This is a genomic window from Arthrobacter sp. 01T428 (assembly GCF_056398685.1).
Genome location: NZ_JBFTPW010000008.1, coordinates 195,088 through 211,618 on the forward strand (window position 1 = coordinate 195,088; position 16,531 = coordinate 211,618).

General features: G+C 64.7%; 17 protein-coding genes. 5 read left to right on the forward strand and 12 right to left on the reverse strand.

What is annotated here, in order from left to right:
* The first annotated feature begins 23 nt into the window (after positions 1-23).
* Together AC1DJB_RS11670 and AC1DJB_RS11675 are read left to right on the forward strand one after the other, a co-directional pair.
* A complete protein-coding gene (locus AC1DJB_RS11670) occupies positions 24-785 on the forward strand; it encodes an isoprenyl transferase (protein WP_059387964.1) in 762 nt (253 codons plus the stop codon).
* 371 nt (positions 786-1,156) lie between these two features.
* On the forward strand, positions 1,157-2,431 hold the full coding sequence (locus AC1DJB_RS11675; protein WP_370872299.1) for a PhoH family protein: 1,275 nt from the start codon (positions 1,157-1,159) through the stop codon (positions 2,429-2,431).
* 160 nt (positions 2,432-2,591) lie between these two features.
* On the opposite strand, the gene AC1DJB_RS11680 is transcribed toward AC1DJB_RS11675, so the two are convergent.
* Together AC1DJB_RS11680 and AC1DJB_RS11685 are read right to left on the reverse strand one after the other, a co-directional pair.
* Positions 2,592-3,236 (reverse strand): GNAT family N-acetyltransferase, encoded by a 645-nt coding sequence (locus AC1DJB_RS11680; protein WP_476910272.1) that lies wholly within the window; start codon positions 3,234-3,236, stop codon positions 2,592-2,594.
* 211 nt (positions 3,237-3,447) lie between these two features.
* Positions 3,448-4,218: a hypothetical protein gene (locus tag AC1DJB_RS11685; protein ID WP_441437672.1), complete on the reverse strand. Its 771-nt coding sequence runs from the start codon at positions 4,216-4,218 to the stop codon at positions 3,448-3,450.
* 59 nt (positions 4,219-4,277) lie between these two features.
* Between AC1DJB_RS11685 and AC1DJB_RS11690 the strand changes: the two genes are divergently transcribed.
* Positions 4,278-4,835, forward strand: coding sequence for a prepilin peptidase (locus AC1DJB_RS11690; RefSeq protein WP_284990414.1), 558 nt, complete (start codon positions 4,278-4,280; stop codon positions 4,833-4,835).
* 164 nt (positions 4,836-4,999) lie between these two features.
* Positions 5,000-5,473 (forward strand): NUDIX hydrolase, encoded by a 474-nt coding sequence (locus AC1DJB_RS11695; RefSeq protein WP_332601525.1) that lies wholly within the window; start codon positions 5,000-5,002, stop codon positions 5,471-5,473.
* Here AC1DJB_RS11695 and AC1DJB_RS11700 read toward each other — a convergent pair.
* The 6 genes from AC1DJB_RS11700 to AC1DJB_RS11725 form a co-directional block, all read right to left on the reverse strand.
* Positions 5,461-5,661 (reverse strand): hypothetical protein, encoded by a 201-nt coding sequence (locus AC1DJB_RS11700; RefSeq protein ID WP_059387958.1) that lies wholly within the window; start codon positions 5,659-5,661, stop codon positions 5,461-5,463. The two genes, AC1DJB_RS11695 and AC1DJB_RS11700, sit on opposite strands and share 13 nt — an antisense overlap.
* 117 nt (positions 5,662-5,778) lie before the next feature.
* Positions 5,779-7,503 carry an MDR family MFS transporter gene (locus AC1DJB_RS11705; protein WP_441437674.1) on the reverse strand — a complete coding sequence of 575 codons (1,725 nt, stop codon included), beginning with the start codon at positions 7,501-7,503 and terminating at the stop codon, positions 5,779-5,781.
* On the reverse strand, positions 7,500-8,168 hold the full coding sequence (locus AC1DJB_RS11710) for a TetR/AcrR family transcriptional regulator (protein ID WP_306961173.1): 669 nt from the start codon (positions 8,166-8,168) through the stop codon (positions 7,500-7,502). Before AC1DJB_RS11710 ends, AC1DJB_RS11705 begins: the two co-directional genes overlap by 4 nt.
* 132 nt (positions 8,169-8,300) lie before the next feature.
* Positions 8,301-9,737, reverse strand: coding sequence for a class II fumarate hydratase (locus AC1DJB_RS11715; protein ID WP_284990418.1), 1,437 nt, complete (start codon positions 9,735-9,737; stop codon positions 8,301-8,303).
* 97 nt (positions 9,738-9,834) lie between these two features.
* The gene (locus AC1DJB_RS11720) at positions 9,835-10,449 is read right to left on the reverse strand and encodes a carbonic anhydrase (protein WP_059387956.1); all 615 of its coding nucleotides are present in this window, start codon (positions 10,447-10,449) and stop codon (positions 9,835-9,837) included.
* A 9-nt stretch (positions 10,450-10,458) separates the two neighbouring features.
* Positions 10,459-11,178 (reverse strand): DUF4245 domain-containing protein, encoded by a 720-nt coding sequence (locus AC1DJB_RS11725; protein WP_476910273.1) that lies wholly within the window; start codon positions 11,176-11,178, stop codon positions 10,459-10,461.
* A 204-nt stretch (positions 11,179-11,382) separates the two neighbouring features.
* Here AC1DJB_RS11725 and glpX point away from each other — a divergent pair, with 204 nt between their 5' ends.
* Complete coding sequence (gene glpX / locus AC1DJB_RS11730; protein WP_171983398.1) at positions 11,383-12,402, forward strand: class II fructose-bisphosphatase; 1,020 nt, start codon at positions 11,383-11,385, stop codon at positions 12,400-12,402.
* A gap of 85 nt (positions 12,403-12,487) precedes the next feature.
* Here glpX and AC1DJB_RS11735 read toward each other — a convergent pair whose 3' ends face one another.
* The 4 genes from AC1DJB_RS11735 to AC1DJB_RS11750 all read right to left on the reverse strand — a co-directional run bounded on the left by AC1DJB_RS11735 (position 12,488) and on the right by AC1DJB_RS11750 (position 16,531).
* The gene (locus tag AC1DJB_RS11735; protein WP_306961177.1) at positions 12,488-13,423 is read right to left on the reverse strand and encodes a lipid II:glycine glycyltransferase FemX; all 936 of its coding nucleotides are present in this window, start codon (positions 13,421-13,423) and stop codon (positions 12,488-12,490) included.
* A 3-nt stretch (positions 13,424-13,426) separates the two neighbouring features.
* Positions 13,427-14,677 carry a mannose-6-phosphate isomerase, class I gene (gene manA, locus AC1DJB_RS11740; RefSeq protein WP_441433676.1) on the reverse strand — a complete coding sequence of 417 codons (1,251 nt, stop codon included), beginning with the start codon at positions 14,675-14,677 and terminating at the stop codon, positions 13,427-13,429.
* A 76-nt stretch (positions 14,678-14,753) separates the two neighbouring features.
* The gene (gene purE / locus AC1DJB_RS11745; protein ID WP_306961180.1) at positions 14,754-15,347 is read right to left on the reverse strand and encodes a 5-(carboxyamino)imidazole ribonucleotide mutase; all 594 of its coding nucleotides are present in this window, start codon (positions 15,345-15,347) and stop codon (positions 14,754-14,756) included.
* Complete coding sequence (locus tag AC1DJB_RS11750) at positions 15,344-16,531, reverse strand: 5-(carboxyamino)imidazole ribonucleotide synthase (protein WP_476910274.1); 1,188 nt, start codon at positions 16,529-16,531, stop codon at positions 15,344-15,346. The genes purE and AC1DJB_RS11750 overlap by 4 nt, the downstream gene beginning before the upstream one ends.

Here is a 16,531-nt window from a genome sequence, read left to right on the forward strand (position 1 = left end):
TAGGAAGTCAGGTGAGTGTCCGGATGGAGTGGCCCGGCTTCCTCTATGGCTTCTACGAGCGCAAACTGCTCCGTTCGCTCGAGCGGGAGAAGATTCCCCGGCACATCGGCGTCATGGTGGATGGCAACCGCCGCTGGGCGCGGCAGTTCAACGCTCCGACCAGCGAAGGCCATCAGGCAGGCGCGGACAAGATCCACGAATTCCTCGGCTGGTGCCAGGAACTCGGTGTCAAAGTCGTCACTCTCTACATGCTCTCGACGGACAACATGAACCGTTCCGGCGAAGAGCTCGAACTGCTGATGGGAATCATCGCCAACACGCTCGACCGCTTGGATGACGACGCCGATATCTCGGTCCACGCCATGGGCGCGCCGGAGCTCCTTCCGGACTACCTCGCCGAGAGGCTCAACAAGCTCACGGCCCGCACGCCGATCCGCGAGCGGCTGCATGTGAACGTGGCCGTCGGGTACGGCGGACGGCGCGAGATCGTTGACGCCGTGCGGGAACTGCTGCACGACGCCGTCGCGCACGGCCGCGACATCACCGAGCTGGCCGATGAGCTCTCAGTGGACGACATCTCGCGTTTCCTTTACACGCGAGGCCAGCCGGACCCGGATCTGGTGATCCGCACGTCAGGTGAACAGCGTTTGTCAGGTTTCCTCATGTGGCAAAGCGCCTACAGCGAGTTCTACTTTTGCGAGGCACTCTGGCCCGCGTTCCGCAAGGTTGATTTCCTGCGGGCCCTGCGGGACTACGCCGGCCGCCAACGCCGCTTCGGTTCCTGACTCGGTGACTTCCGGTACGCTCCCGTTTACGGGAAGTTCACATGTTGTCTACACGAATCGCCGTTTGGGCTAACCGGAAATGTAATCGCACGGGAATACGTTAATCCCATCAGTAGGCAAACCGCCTGCTGATCGGGGAGGCCAGTAGATGGAGCGAATCATCGCACCAGTTACGTGGGGGGCCGCGCCCGGCCTTCCGGCCGAGCCGCCTCACGAATAAGCCGGGTTCGCCCGGGGCTGGAGTCGATGTGGCTATTTCTGAGCAACTGCCCGTAGTCGTTTCAGACGGGGAAAGTTCAGCTACCTCTCGCACCAAGCGGGCCAACAGCGGGCGGACTGCACAGTCCGGGACCGCGACTGGCCGGAGCTATGTGATTGACACTTCCGTCTTGCTTTCCGATCCGCACGCCCTGTTGCGCTTCGCGGAGCACGAAGTCATTGTCCCGATCGTGGTCATCACCGAATTGGAGGGCAAACGCCACGATCCCGAGTTGGGCTACTTCGCCCGCAAGGCCCTCAGGCTCCTGGATGACCTGCGCATCGAGCATGGCGGATTGAATCAAGCCATCCCGATCGGAACCGACGGCGGCACGCTGCGCGTTGAGATGAACCATGTGTCCACCGAAGTGCTTCCGGCAGGATTCCGTGGCCCGGACAACGACAGCCGCATCCTGGCAGTCGCCAAGAACCTCGCCAACGAAGGCCGCAACGTCACGGTCGTCTCCAAGGACCTTCCGATGCGCGTCAAAGCCTCCGCGATGGGGCTGTTCGCGGACGAATACCGCAATGAGCTCGTCAAGGACTCCGGCTGGACCGGCATGGCGGAGATCGAAGCCAGCGAGGACGAAATCACCACCCTGTACGGGCATGAACCGGTGTTCATCCCGGCGGCGGCGGAGCTGCCCGTCAACACGGGACTGGTGCTGCTTTCCAACCGGGGCTCCGCCTTGGGACGCGTCGGCGCGGACAAGCAAGTGCGGCTGGTCAAGGGGGACCGCGATGTCTTCGGACTGCACGGCCGCTCGGCGGAGCAACGGCTTGCGATCGATCTGCTCATGGATCCCAGCGTCGGAATCGTCTCGATCGGAGGCCGCGCGGGTACGGGAAAGTCGGCCCTGGCCCTGTGCGCCGGACTCGAGGCCGTCCTGGAGCGCCGGGAGCACCGCAAAGTGATCGTCTTCCGCCCCCTGTATGCGGTGGGTGGACAGGAACTTGGCTACCTTCCCGGTTCCGAGGCGGAGAAGATGAACCCCTGGGCGCAGGCGGTCTTCGACACTCTCGGTGCGCTCGTCAGCCAGGAAGTCGTGGAAGAAGTCATGGACCGGGGCATGCTGGAAGTCATGCCGCTGACCCACATCCGCGGACGTTCGCTCCATGACGCCTTCGTGATCGTGGACGAGGCACAGTCGCTCGAAAAGAACGTGCTCCTCACGGTCATGAGCCGTATCGGCCAGAACTCCAAGATCGTCCTGACCCACGACGTCGCCCAGCGGGACAACCTCCGCGTCGGCCGGCACGACGGCGTTGCCGCCGTCGTCGAGACCCTCAAGGGGCACCCGCTCTTCGGCCACATCACCCTGACCCGCTCCGAGCGCTCGCCGATCGCGGCCCTCGTGACGGAACTGCTTGAAGGGGCCGAAATCTAAGGCTCGGCCTCTGTTGTCCGGAGGGCCGTGGCCCCGGTCGCCGGGCCCCCGCCCCTCCGCGCGTCGATCGTTGTCGCTCTCTCCCCGACGCTCGCTCACGTATGTCGGGTTTTCCCCCCGACGCTCGCTCACGTATGTGGGGTTTTCCCCCGACGCTCGCTCACAAACCCAGGAACTGTGCTGTGGCTTCATGGCCTTCCACCTTTAGCTTCCAATCGGGTCGGGTGAAGGAGCCCGAGGTGAGTCGAACTCGTTGGACCTGCACGACGTCGGTGCCCCATTGGTCGCGGTAAATGCCGTTGGGTTTATAGCCGAGGCTGGCGGAAACGCCCAAGGATTCCTTGTTCCAAATGGCAGCTTCGGATGTCGCTACTTCGGCGTTCAGGTAGTCGAAGGCGTAGCTGAGGGCGGCCGCGCGCATCTCCTTGCCAAGGCCTAGGCCTTGGGCGCCTTTCTTGAGCCAGGAGCCGGTGGAGACGGTCTTCAACGATGCGAAGTTCTTCGCCTCGATATCCTGGCAGCCAATGAACTCGTCGTTATGCCAGATGCCGAGGAGGAGCGTCCATGATTCCGCAGCCATTCCCGCACGGCAGCGCCAATACCACCCGGCCATGTTGGCACCCAACTCATCCTTGGGCAGTTCCGTCCAGGGGTTGCTGAAGGGGGACTTCCCAGGCTCGTGAATGCCGCTGAGGGCGGCCTTGACGGCTGCGGGGATGTCGGCGTCCTGTATGGGGCGCAACTCCAAGCGGGGTGTGGTCAGGATGAGGCCGAAGAAGGGCCAGATGGCGCTTAGCTCATTCATCCGGGAAGCCTAGCGGACATGTGAGCGGGCGTCGGCCGGAAACCCGATATATGTGAGCGGGCGTCGGCCGGAAACCGGATACATGTGAGCGGGCGTCGGCCGGAAACCCGATATATGTGAGCGGGCGTCGGCCGGAAACCCGATATACGTGAGCGGGGGTCGGCCGGAAACCCGATATACGTGAGCTAGCGTTCCAGGGCGGGGGCCGCGCTCATGCACGGGGACCGATGTCCCAACTGATGTGCTTGCGGACGTCAGTGAGGTTCATCGATTCGGCGAGGAACAGATCGTCCAGCATGTATTCGTCCACCCCCAGGATCCGCATCCAATGCCCGTGGCCGGTGGTATCGCCGTCGAGCGATTGGCTGGAAACGCACACGCCCGTTCCCGAGTCCACCCGCAACAGCGTGCGCCCAGGGAAACAGAGCGGCGTTGCCGCATCAGCAGCCACGTAACTGGATCCCGGCGTCGCGATGGTTTCGAGCGCTGGACGCCCCTCGTGATCCACTTCCCGAATGGCGCCGAACGACACCCTGTTGGACTCGGGAAACTCCATCGGCACCGGCGCATTTCCGGCGAGCTCGACAGGATCGAGGGCAGCCGCGAGCCGACCGTTCCCGAACGACGGTTCACCGTACGCTGCCTCGGGGCGCCGGCGGACCAAGCCGGCGGAGTCGTACACGGGGGTCACCAAGTGGGCCGGCAAAAGCCAGGACTTTCGCTTGGAGCCTAGGTAAAGCCCGTCTCGGGAGTCGTTGATGCCCGTGGTGCTATGCAGTAACGCACCGTCGACGGTTTCGAGCCGAAGCGCTCCCGGCCGGCGCAACCAGGCGCGCACTGTGGCATCCGCCTTGCCCGGCCTGTCCAGGTATTCGAACCTGAGGCTTGTCCATTTCCATGGGGAGGAGCGGCAGAGGTTTCGGAAGGTGGAGGACATGTCGGCATCCGGACTGCCATGGATTTCTGCACTGTAACGCCCCATATCCACAGTCTAAGCGTGCGTAACCGGCGGAGGTTTGAGAAAACCGATAGCATCCGAGGGTGATCCGACGACTCGGCGAATTATGGGGGACCAGTTTCCCGGCCTTCTGGCTGCTGCTCGCAGCTTGTGTTTACTTTGCTGTCATGGCTGCCCGGCTCACGGTCATCGACGTCCGTCACCACCTCTTGCCCAACCGGATCGTCTTCCCCTCCTATGCCATCGCCGGTGCGTTGCTGCTCGGCGCTGCGGTGGCCGTCACCTTGGCGGGGGGAGCGGCTGGACCAGCGCCCGACGGCGGTGCCCCCTTCCTCGGGGTGCCTGCCTTGGGAATCGTGGCCGGGGGAGCCGTGCTGTGGGTGTTCTATTTCATCCTGCGCTTGGTCTACCCGCCGGGGATGGGCTTCGGCGACGTCAAATTGGCCGGTGTCCTCGGCCTTTACCTTGGCTATCTGGGTTGGGCGCATGTTTTTGCCGGAACATTTGCGGCGTTCCTCTTCGGTGGGCTGTGGAGCCTGGGAGTCCTTGCTGCCCGGCGGGGAACCTTGAAATCTTCGATACCGTTCGGGCCGTTCATGCTGGCCGGTGCCGCTGCGGCCATGTTTGCCCTGCCGGCGTGAGGAGAGCTGTGGGCAAACGGAGCGAGAAGCGACCGTTTGAGCCGCCTTGCCCGCTGTCATTCGGGCATCGCCGGTGGGATACTCGCCCTACTGGCGGATCCGATCCGGAAGCGGAGGCAGAGCTCGTGTTGGTTATGGCTGATTCAACGGAAGCAGGCTAGGCCGTGCCGGTCCCGGAATTCATCCGAGAAATCCGCGAGAAGATCGGCAACGACCCGCTGTGGCTACCCGGCGTCCGGGGCGTGGTCCTGGATGAGGAGAACCGGGTCCTGCTGTGCCAACGGGCCGACAATGGCCGGTGGACCCTGATCACCGGAATGCTGGAACCCGGGGAGCATCCGGCCCCTGGTTTGCTCCGCGAGATCTTCGAGGAGACTGCAGTTGTGGCCGAAACCGAGCGCATCCTGGCGGTGGGCGTGATCGGCCCGGTCACGTATCCCAACGGAGACGTCTGCGACTTCCTGGATATTGCCTTCAAATGCCGCTATGTCTCGGGAGAGGCCCGCGTCAACGACGACGAGTCAATCGCAGTCGGCTGGTTTGCCCTCGACGAGTTGCCTGAGATCAGTGCCGGCCACCGCGAAACCATCCGGCTTGCGCTGGAGCCAGGTTCCGCCGTCGCATATCAGCGGGACTGACGGGCCGCGAGGATCGCGCGGGCAGCGAAGAGGCATGCGGCGGCACCACAGGCAATAGCGCCGACGATGGTCCACCATTCGCCCTTGGCGGAGGCTATCGAGACGGCCAGGAGGCCGAAAAGGACTGCCCCGAGTCCCCATCGAACGGCCGGGCTGATGTTCGCGGATTCTTCGGGCTCTGAACTCATGCGTTCCAGCCTAAGCCAGATGCTCGGCCCGGAGAACATGCCCGGCCTTGCGTCCCGGCAGTGGACAGATTCCCCATATGTCCACTGGTCCGAGCCAAGGGCGGGCATGTCGCGGGCTCAGCGCCGGGCGAGCTCGCCGTCTTTGTCCCCCAGCCGGCCGGACTCCGGAACAGCGTCTACGGCGCGAGACCCCTCGCCGGAACCCTCGGCGGACCCTTCGCCGGGTCCCTCCACGGACACTCCGAGGCGTTCGGCTTCAAGGCGTTCGGCCTCGGCGCCCCCGACAGCCTCGCCCCGGGCCACCATTCCGGCGGTGTCGGAGAGCGGGATCTGCTTGAGCGTGATCGCGAGGAGGAGGGCGATGGCGATGAACGGGATGAGGTACCAAAACACGGGTGCCAGTGAATCGGCGTAGGCGTTGACGATGGCGTCCTTGACCTGGACCGGCAGTTGGGCCAGCGTCTGAGGGTCAAGCTTGCTGGTGGACTGTGCGGCCTGTGAGGCTGAAGCACCCGCGCCTGTGAATGCCTTGGTGAGGGACTCAGCGAGCCGCGTGGTGAAGATCGAGCCGAAGACGGCGACGCCCAAGGAAGCCCCGACCTCGCGGAAGTAGTTGTTGGTGCTCGTTGCCGTGCCGATTTGCTCGGCTGGAACGGCGTTCTGCACCACGAGGACGATGACCTGCATGATCAGGCCCAGGCCCGCGCCGAAGATGAACAGCTGGATGCAGATGACCCAGATCGGAGTTGCCGCGGTGAGGGTCGTGAGCCACAACATGGCAACGATCGTGAGGCTCGCTCCGAGGATCGGGAACATCTTGTACTTGCCGGTCTTGGAGATGCGGATACCGGAGTAGATGGACGTACCCATGAGTCCCACCATCATCGGCAGCATAAGCAGGCCGGAGACGGCGGCCGAGGTGCCGGAGGACATCTGCAGGAACGTCGGCACGAAGGCGATAGCGGCGAACATGCCCAAGCCCAGGGTGAAGCCGATGGCCGTTGCGTTGATGAAGATCCGGTTCTTGAACAGGCTCAACGGAATGATGGGATCTTCGGCTTTACGCTCCACAAGGACGAAGAGGAAGGCAGCAAGCACCATGCCGGCGCCGAAGGCCCAGGTGAGCGGGGAGTCCCAGCCTTGGTCCTTCTTGCCGCCGAAGTCGGTGAAGAAGATCAGGCAGGCCGTTGCAGCGGACAGCAGCAGCACGCCCAGGATGTCGATGCGCTTTTCGGCCTTCTTGTTCGGCAGCGTGAGCGTGAACCAGGCGATGGTGAACGCCGCAATGCCGACGGGGATGTTGATGTAGAAAGCCCATTCCCACGTCAGGTGATCGACGAAGAAGCCGCCCAGGAGCGGGCCGGCCACGGCGGAGAGGCCGAAGATGGCGCCGAGGGGGCCCATGTACTTGCCGCGTTCCTTGGCAGGCACGATGTCCGCGATGATGGCCTGCGACAGGATCATCAGGCCGCCGCCGCCCAGGCCCTGGATGGCGCGGAAGATCACGAAACCCCAGAAGTCGGTGGCGAGGGCGCAACCGATGGAAGCTGCGGTGAACAAGCCGATGGCAATGAGGAAGAGGTTCCGCCGGCCCAGGATGTCACCGAATTTGCCGTAGATCGGCATGACGACGGTGGTGGCCAGCAAGTAGGCCGTGGTGATCCAGGCCTGGTTCTCCACGCCGCCGAGCTTGCCGACGATCGTGGGCATGGCCGTGGACACGATGGTCTGGTCCAGGCTCGAGAGCAGCATTCCGGCGATGAGCGCCGAGAAAATGATCCAGATCCTTCTCTGGGTCAAGAGCAGCGGTGCGGCCGCTTTGGTCTTGAGGGTGGTACTCACGGTTGGTCCTTCTGGGGTTCGACGGGGTGGGTGTCCAGCGCTTGGGCGAAGAGAGTACGGGCTGCGTGGAGGTTCCGGTCCAGCAGTTCGCGGTAGGGCTCGGTGTTCTCTTCGGAAAAGAACTGTTGGCTTGTCTTCTTGGTGACGGCGCCGAAGACCGCCGCGGCCATGACGATCTCGGCATGGTCCGCGGCGAGGCCTTCACGGGATGCGATGAGCTCTGCGAATTGGCGCTCGCGGACTTCGCCTTCACGGGTCAACCGGCCAAGGAGCTGGGGCTCGGCCTTGACTGCGGCGATGAGTTGGCGGATCTCCGAAGGGCTGACGGTGGACCGCTCGAGGACCGCCAGGGTGAAGTGCCGCAGGGCGGACAGCAGCGAGCCGGAGATCGTGCCGGCTGCACGATCGGGATTGCGGTTAAAGGCTTCCAGCGCGTCCTCGGGAAGCTCGTCGGAGAACGAGCCGATCACTGCGTCTTCCTTGGTGTGGAAATAGTTGAAGAAGGTCCGCCGCGATATGCCGGCCTGCTCGCAGGCTTCCTCGACAGTGAAGCCGTTGAGTCCGTGCTGGGCCGTCAAGGACCGCGCGACGGCGGAGATCGCCGCGCGGGTCTGAGCGCGCTTGCGCTCCCGGAGTCCACCGTCGTTAATTGCACTATTTTCCACAGAGTAAAGTTTTGCACTTTTGATTGGAAAGTGCAAGAAATCCTATGCGGGCAGAAACGACGACGGCGGCCGGCGCCTTCCGTGGGGAAGGTGCCGGCCGCCGTCGGGCTGGCCAGTCGGGCTGGCGAGAAACTAGGCCTTGTGGGCCGGGCGGGTCATGGTGGTGACGTCGAGGGCCTTGTCGAGCTGCTCTTCAGTCAGTTCGCCGCGCTCGAGGTAACCCAGGGAGACCACGGCTTCGCGGATGGTCAAACCCTCCGCAACGGCCTTCTTGGCGATCTTTGCCGCTGCTTCGTAACCGATGAACTTGTTCAGCGGGGTCACGATGGACGGGGAAGCCTCGGCCAGGAAGCGGGCGCGCTCGACGTTCGCGGTGATGCCGTCGATCATCTTGTCGGCCATGACGCGGCTGGTGTTGGCCAGGAGGCGGATGGATTCGAGCAGGTTGGCAGCCATGACGGGGATGCCGACGTTGAGCTCGAAGGCGCCGTTGGTACCGGACCAGGCGATGGCGGTGTCGTTGCCGATGACCTGGGCGCAGACCATGATCGAGGCTTCGCAGATGACCGGGTTGACCTTGCCCGGCATGATCGACGAACCCGGCTGGAGGTCCGGGATGGAGATCTCGCCGAGTCCCGTGTTGGGGCCGGAGCCCATCCAGCGGAGGTCGTTGTTGATCTTCATGAAGGAAATGGCGATGTTGCGCAGCTGGCTGGAGCCCTCGATGAGGCCGTCGCGGTTGGCCTGCGCTTCGAAGTGGTCGCGTGCCTCGGTCAGCGGCAGGCCGGTGTCGGCTGCGAGCAGCTCGATGACGCGCTCCGGGAAGCCTTCCGGGGTGTTGATGCCGGTGCCCACCGCGGTGCCGCCCAGGGGGACCTCGGCGACGCGGGGGAGGGCGGCGTTGATGCGCTCGACGCCGTAACGGACCTGCGCTGCGTAGCCGCCGAACTCCTGGCCAAGGGTTACCGGGGTGGCGTCCATGAGGTGGGTACGGCCGGACTTGACGACGTCCTTGAACTCCACGGCCTTGCGGTCCAGGGAAGCAGCCAGGTACTCGAGGGCCGGGATCAGGTCGTTGATCAGGGCCGACGTCGCGGCGACGTGGACCGACGTCGGGAAGACATCGTTGGAGGACTGCGAAGCGTTGACGTGGTCGTTCGGGTGGACAACTTTGTCGCTCCCGGCGGCCGCGAGGGCGCGCGTCGCCAGCTCGGCGATGACCTCGTTGGTGTTCATGTTGGAGGACGTGCCCGAACCGGTCTGGAAGACGTCGATGGGGAAATCGCCGTCGTACTTTCCGGCGGCAACCTCATCGGCAGCGTTGGCAATGGCCTCGGCGAGCTCGCCGTCGAGCACCCCAAGTTCAGCGTTCGCCAGGGCCGCGGCCTTCTTGACGCGGGCCAGGGCCTCGATGTGCGCGCGCTCAAGCGTCTTGCCGGAGATCGGGAAGTTCTCCACGGCGCGCTGCGTCTGGGCGCGGTACAGGGCGTTCACAGGAACGCGAACTTCGCCCATCGTGTCATGTTCAATACGGAACTCGGCCGTGTTGGATTCTTGAGTGGAAGTCATGGGGCTAGCTTATGGCGAGCAGCCGCTTGACCGAAAACCGGTGGAACAAAGCTACGGCCGCCGCTTGCCGCCCCTTCGGGGCGGCCCGGCATCCGGCCTAGAGCTTGCCGATCCCGGAAACAAGCGCCGCGCGGCCTTCGTCCAGTTTGTAGGAAAGCCCGACGACGGCGGCCCGGCCGTCGTCGATCGCGTCGGAAATCACACGGGAACTGTCGGCGAGGCGGCGGGCCGTCTGCTTGACGTGCTCCACCACCATCTCGTTGACGTCCGTCTGCTCGTTGCGCATTGCGGTGAGGACGGAAGGCGTGATGCGCTCCACGAGGGAACGGATGAAACCTGCCGGCATTTCACCGGTCTCGACGGCACTCTTCGTCGCGGTCACCGCGCCGCAGCTGTCGTGGCCAAGGATCACGATGAGCGGAACATGCAGTTGGGAGATGCTGTACTCCAGCGAGCCGAGCACCGCGTCGTCGATCACCTGACCGGCGGTGCGGACCACGAAGGCATCGCCCAGGCCGAGGTCGAAGATGATTTCGGCGGCCAGGCGGGAATCAGAACAACCGAAGATCACGGCAAAGGGGTGCTGGTCCTCCACCAGGGAATGCCGGCGGGAAGCGTCCTGGTTGGGGTGCATGGACTCCCCGGCGACGAAGCGTTCGTTTCCTTCGCGCAGACGGCGCCAGGCAAGTGCAGGAGTCAGATAGGTAGCCACGGCGCTACTTTACGGCTTTGTGGTGCCAGGCTGCGAAACTGTGTCGCCCGGCTTCGTGCTCGCGTCCGCCGAAGCGACCGGAGCTGCGTCCATCGCCTTGACCACTGCGGTGGCCAAGGTGGAGAACTCGTCCAGGCCGGCGCCGCCGCTCAGGATGATCGTGGTGCCGCGGTAGTTCAGGACCATGCTGCGGTTGCCCTTGGCCGTGTCGTGGAGCTCCCAGTCGTGGCCGCCGGCGCTGCGCGTTCCGGTAACCGGAGCACTGCCGGTCTGCTGGAAGATCCAGGTTGGGTTGGCCTTGCGGGTCTGGACAATGCCGATGAAGGCCTGCTTGGGAGTGACGTATCCGACCTCCCACGTGGGCACGCCATCGCCGGTTCCGGATGACCAGCGGGCGTAGTTCGGACTAAATGTGTCGCCGGTATCCGGCGCCACCGGTGTGAAACCGGCCACATCTTTCGCATTGGCGGCGGTTGCCGCCACATCGACGTTGGGCTTGTAACCATTGCTCTTTGGCGCCGGATTCATGAGCACAATCGGCAGGAACGCCAGCACGCAGAGGAGCAAGGCGATGAGCATGCCAATCACCGACGCATTGGCCCTTTTGGCTGCTTTCGCCGGGATAACGGGCTTCACCGCGGCCTGACCAGCGTCGTCGGCGCCAGCTGCGCCCGCGCCTCCGCCGTCGGAGGGGGCGGCGGCAATTGCTTTGTCTTGCGTTTCACTCACGCTTCAATAGTCTCCTATCCAAGCGGCTAATACACATCGGCCGGTCCGCGCAAGGGGCGTTCCGGGAGTTGGTCATCCCATGACCGCGCCACCCCGCCCCGACTATGATCTCTTCTAGAGGAATCATTCAGGCCGCCAAGCCCAGCCATTCCTGGTCCCACGAATCGCGTCATCGAAGAAGAGGTTCACGTGTCTCCAGCGCCAATGTCCCAGAAGTATTCCACGATTTCGCCGGCGCTCGCCGTCGGGACCGATGAGCCGGACCGCAACCTGGCCCTCGAACTTGTCCGGGTTACCGAAGCTGCCGCCATTGCGGGCGGCCACTGGGTTGGATTCGGCGACAAGAACAAAGCAGACGGCGCCGCCGTCGACGCCATGCGCTCCTTCCTCCACACCGTCCATTTCAACGGCGTCGTTGTCATTGGCGAGGGTGAAAAGGACGAAGCCCCCATGCTCTTCAACGGCGAGCACGTCGGTGACGGCACCGGACCCGAGTGCGACGTCGCCGTCGACCCCATCGACGGAACCCGCCTGACCGCGCTGGGCATCAACAACGCCCTCGCCGTGTTGGCAGTTGCCGAGCGCGGCACCATGTTCGACCCCTCCGCCGTGTTCTACATGGAGAAGCTCGTCACGGGTCCCGAAGCAGCCGACATGGTGGACCTGCGCCTCCCGGTGAAGCAGAACCTGCACTTGATCGCCAAGGCCAAGGGCGTCAAGGTCAACCAGCTCAACGTCATGATCCTGGACCGCGACCGCCACCGCCCGCTCGTGGAGGAAATCCGCGAAGCCGGTGCCCGCACCAAGTTCATCATGGACGGCGACGTCGCAGGCGCCATTGCCGCTGCACGTTCCGGCACCGGCGTCGACGCCCTGATGGGCATCGGCGGCACCCCCGAAGGCATCGTGGCCGCGTGTGCCATCAAGTCCCTCGGCGGCGTCATCCAGGGCCGCCTGTGGCCCACCAGCGACGACGAGAAGCAGAAGGCCATCGACGCCGGACACGACCTCGAGCGCGTCCTCTCCACGAACGACCTCGTCACGAGCGACAACTGCTACTTCGCCGCTACCGGCATCACCGACGGCGACCTCCTCAAGGGCGTGCGCTACTCCAAGGACAAGGTCCTGACCCAGTCCATCGTGATGCGCTCCAAGTCCGGCACCATCCGCTTCGTCGACGGCGAGCACCAGGCCAGCAAGTGGGAGGGCTACGCCCGCAAGTAGGGCCCACCCCCCCAGCGCGAACTGGCAGCAGAGGCCCTCTGAATCGACGCAGAGGGCATCTGCTGCCAGTTCGCGCGAAGGGACCCTAGCGGAGCTTTTCGCGCAGCTTCCGGGCCAGCTGGTAGGCCCCGTAGCGGAGCTTGTTGACGGGAAGGTCCCAGGTGCCTGGGTAGGCGATTTCCCTGCCTCCGAAGGACTTCTTGAAGGCGGTGAATCCGGCCCACTTGTGGTCGGGCTCGTCCTCCGGGGCCACGCCCCACAGGTCGACGTGCTTGAGCCCCTTGTCCTTGGCATCGGCCATGAGCGTCACGAGCAAGGGAATGCCCGCGCTGAGCTTGCGGTGCGTGTCATCGAGCGCTGCGTGGGCGTAGGTGCGGGTGTCGGCGGAGTCGTACGCCAAGGCGGCCGCAATGGGTTCGCCCTCGAGTTCGGCGATGAACAGCGTGCTGGCACCAGCGGGCATGAGGGAGCGGGCCACCGAGCTCAGGTAGTCGTCGCTCTGGGGCTTGAAGCCGTTGCGTGCCGCTGTCATGTGGAGGAAGTCGAGAAGTATCGAGATCTCTGCGGGATCCTGCGAGGACCGGAAGGTGACGCCCTTCTTATGGATGTTGCGGTACAGGTTCCGGTTGGTGGGTTTCATGCCCGCAAGGACGTCTTTGAAGTCGCCGTCCAGATCCACGATCCAGCTCAATTCCGGCTGCTGGTTGGACGGCGCGGGCTGCAGGCCGCGTCCCCCCAGCACCGCAGCGGCGTCGGCCGCTTCAAATCCAGCAGTGACGGGTTCCATCCTCACAAACACCGCCTTGCTGCGGCGCGCAATCGCCACCAGCGCGGCCAGGGCTTCGTCGAAGGCTTCCAACGAGTCGGCCACGGGCCCGTAGGGGGAGTAGATGACCTTTCCAGCCGGGTTCTTTTCCTCCACGGCGAGGAAACGCCACCCCGGACCGGACTCCTCGTGCACGGTGCGGCCGAGGGATCGCTGGAAGGACGCCCATGCGGGCGTTTGCAGGAAGTACTCCACCCCTTAATTCCCCAAGCCGGTTGTGACGGCAAAGGCGACGCTGGTTCCCGTTGCGCCGGAAACCGGGTGCACCATCACGGGCTCTTCGGATGCCGGGATGAAGGCACTCCCGCCGCGTTCCACGGCGAGCTCGCTCTTGGGGGAGTCGAGCACCACGGAACCCGAAACCACGACGACGACGGCGGGACCGGCTTGCGCCATCGGCACCGGTTCCGCTCCGGGAGCCAACTCGATGCGCTGGAGCTGGAATTCCTTGAAGGGCGGCACATAGAGATCCTGGCCGAATCCGGAGATCCTGGGCTCGATGCGCGGTACGCCGAGGGAAGCGAATTCGATGGTCTTCAGGAGTTCGGGGACGTCGATGTGCTTGGGGGTGAGGCCGCCACGGAGCACGTTGTCCGAGGCCGCCATCACCTCGACACCGAGGCCTTTCAGGTAGGCGTGGACGTTTCCGCCCGGCAGGTACACCGATTCGCCCGGGGACAGGAAGACGAGGTTCAAGAGCAGCGAAATCAGGACACCGGGATCGCCCGGGAACTCATTGTTGATGTCCATCAAGGTGGAGAGTTCCGCGGCGTGCTGACCCATCGGTGCGCCCGATTTCAGGATCGAAACCACCTGATCGGTGGCGGCGGAGACGGCATCCCCGCCGGTAATCAGCCGGGTGAACGCAGCCTTGAGTGCCGAGGGCTCATCGGGCTCGGAGAGATCCGCGATGACACCGGTGATGACGTCCGGGACGTCGACGGCGGCAAGGTCCAGGAGGGTTGCGAGATGCTCGAAGACACGCTGCGAATCCGCGGCCGGACGGAAACCGCAGAGGGCGTGAAACGGGGTCAGCGCAAAGATCATCTCGGGCTTGTGGTTGTCATCCCGGTAGTTGCGCTCGGGCGCGTCCGCCGCCATGCCTGCGGCATTTTCCTTCGCGTATCCGTCCTTGGCCTGCTGCAAGCAAGGGTGGACCTGCAAGGACAGGGGCTTGTCGGCCGCAAGGAGCTTGGTGAGGAACGGCAAGCGCGGACCGAATTCGGCCACGCTCGTTTCACCGAGGAAATGCACGGGGTCCACCTTGATCAGGGCGTCCAAGGCGACGGACGATCCATCCGGACGGGTGGCCACGGACGGCGAGTCTGGGTGCGCTCCGATCCACAACTCCGCCTCCGGACCGCCCGAGGCGGACCTTCCCAGCAGAGCGGCGATCGCCGTCGTCGATCCCCATGCGTAGGGGCGGAGAACATTCTCAAGCTGGTACACGGCAGGGGATCCTTGTCATTGCGGGACGGTACATTCGGGATTGCCGGGGATGACCTCTTAACGGCTGCCCGGGCTCTTAACGACTGCTTCGGGCGGAGACGTTCGCGGTGGAGAAGACTTCGGCGACCTTGTCGCGGAGCCGGGCGCCTTTCTCGGTGGCGGTGTTGTTGAGCTCCTGGGCGAATTCGAGCAGTTCGCCGCGAAGCCGCACGGCCAGCTCGTCGGTTCCGGACGCCAGCATGCGCACTGCCAGGAGGCCGGCGTTACGGGCGCCGCCGATGGACACCGTGGCGACGGGAACACCGGCGGGCATCTGCACGATGGACAGCAAGGAATCCATACCGTCCAGGGTCTTCAGCGGGACCGGGACGCCGATGACGGGCAGCGGGGTGACGGAGGCGAGCATCCCCGGCAAGTGGGCCGCGCCGCCGGCTCCCGCGATGATGACGCGGAGGCCACGTTCATGGGCAGTCTGGCCGTATCGGATCATTTCCGTGGGCATGCGGTGGGCTGAGACGACGTCGGCTTCGAAAGGGATGCCGAATTCTGCCAGGGCGTCCGCCGCGGCTTCCATGACCGGCCAGTCGGAGTCGGAGCCCATGACGAGGCCTACGATCGGGGCGGCGACAGCCGCATCCGCGTTTTCGGCTTCCATGTTCTCTGCGCTCATGCGGTCTCCTCGGAGGTGGTTTCGGCCGGCATGCGGCCGTCGCGGATGATGTCGGCCACTACGGTGGCGCGGCGTCGGATGGAGTCGACGTCCGCCGTCGAGTTGCCGACGAGGTTCACGTGCCCGATCTTGCGGCCGGCCCGCACGGACTTGCCGTAGCAGTGGACCTTTGCGGCAGGTTCGTAGGCGAGGGCCTTGGGGTAGGCGCTGAAGAGATCCTGGTTGTCGCCGCCCAGGAAGTTCTTCATGACAACTACTGCGCCGAGCGCGTCGGTGGCACCGAGCGGGAGGTTGAGGACCGCTCGCAAGTGCTGTTCGAACTGGCTCGTGACGGAGCCGTCTTGCGTCCAGTGGCCGGTGTTGTGCGGCCGCATGGCGAGCTCGTTGACCAGGAAGCCGACTCCGACGCCGGGCGTTTCGAAGAGTTCGGCCGCCATGACGCCCGTGACTCCGAGTTCATTGGCGATCCGCAGCGCTGCCTCTTCGGCTGCCGCGGCGACCTCTACGGGAATGTCCTGGGCCGGCGCAATCACTTCGTCGCAAACGCCGTCCACCTGGACGGTGTGGACTACCGGCCAAGCACGGGATTCGCCGTCTGGGGTCCTTGCGACGAGCGCGGAAAGCTCGCGGCTGAAGTCAACCTTCTCTTCCGCGAGCAGCGGGCTCATGGCGTCGAACCAGTCCGTGGTGCTCCGGGCGTCGTCGGCGGAATGGACGATGCGCACGCCTTTGCCGTCATAGCCTCCGCGCGGGGTCTTCAAGACGATCGGCCAACCGGTCTGCTCACCGAATGCCACGAGGTCCTCGACGCCGTGGACTGCAGCCCACGCCGGATTGGGGAGCCCCAAGCGGTCGATCGCGGCGCGCATCACCAGTTTGTCCTGCGCGTGCACCAGGGCATCGGGGCCGGGCTGGACGTTGACTCCGGCCTCGATCAAGGCCCGGAGGTGCTCGGTGGGAACGTGTTCGTGGTCGAAGGTCATGATGTCCAAGCCCTCCGAGAACTCAAGAAGGGCCGCGAGGTCCTTGTAGTCGCCAATGGGGGCCGTTGCTACGGCCTGGACTGCGGAAACGTCCCCACCTTCAGCAAGGACCCGGAGTTCAAAGCCGAGAGCGGTTGCGGCCGGGGCCATCATTCGTGCGAGCTGTCCGCCGCCCACCACGCCAATTACAGGAAAAGTCAC

What these genes read in the sequence shown, in the direction of transcription:
- AC1DJB_RS11670 (WP_059387964.1), top strand. Translation starts at nt 24, where the DNA reads ATGGAGTGGCCCGGCTTCCTCTATGGCTTCTACGAGCGCAAACTGCTC.
- AC1DJB_RS11680 (WP_476910272.1), bottom strand. Translation starts at nt 3,236, where the DNA reads ATGAATGAGCTAAGCGCCATCTGGCCCTTCTTCGGCCTCATCCTGACC.
- AC1DJB_RS11685 (WP_441437672.1), bottom strand. Translation starts at nt 4,218, where the DNA reads ATGGGGCGTTACAGTGCAGAAATCCATGGCAGTCCGGATGCCGACATG.
- AC1DJB_RS11700 (WP_059387958.1), bottom strand. Translation starts at nt 5,661, where the DNA reads ATGAGTTCAGAGCCCGAAGAATCCGCGAACATCAGCCCGGCCGTTCGA.
- AC1DJB_RS11715 (WP_284990418.1), bottom strand. Translation starts at nt 9,737, where the DNA reads ATGACTTCCACTCAAGAATCCAACACGGCCGAGTTCCGTATTGAACAT.
- glpX (WP_171983398.1), top strand. Translation starts at nt 11,383, where the DNA reads ATGTCCCAGAAGTATTCCACGATTTCGCCGGCGCTCGCCGTCGGGACC.
- purE (WP_306961180.1), bottom strand. Translation starts at nt 15,347, where the DNA reads ATGAGCGCAGAGAACATGGAAGCCGAAAACGCGGATGCGGCTGTCGCC.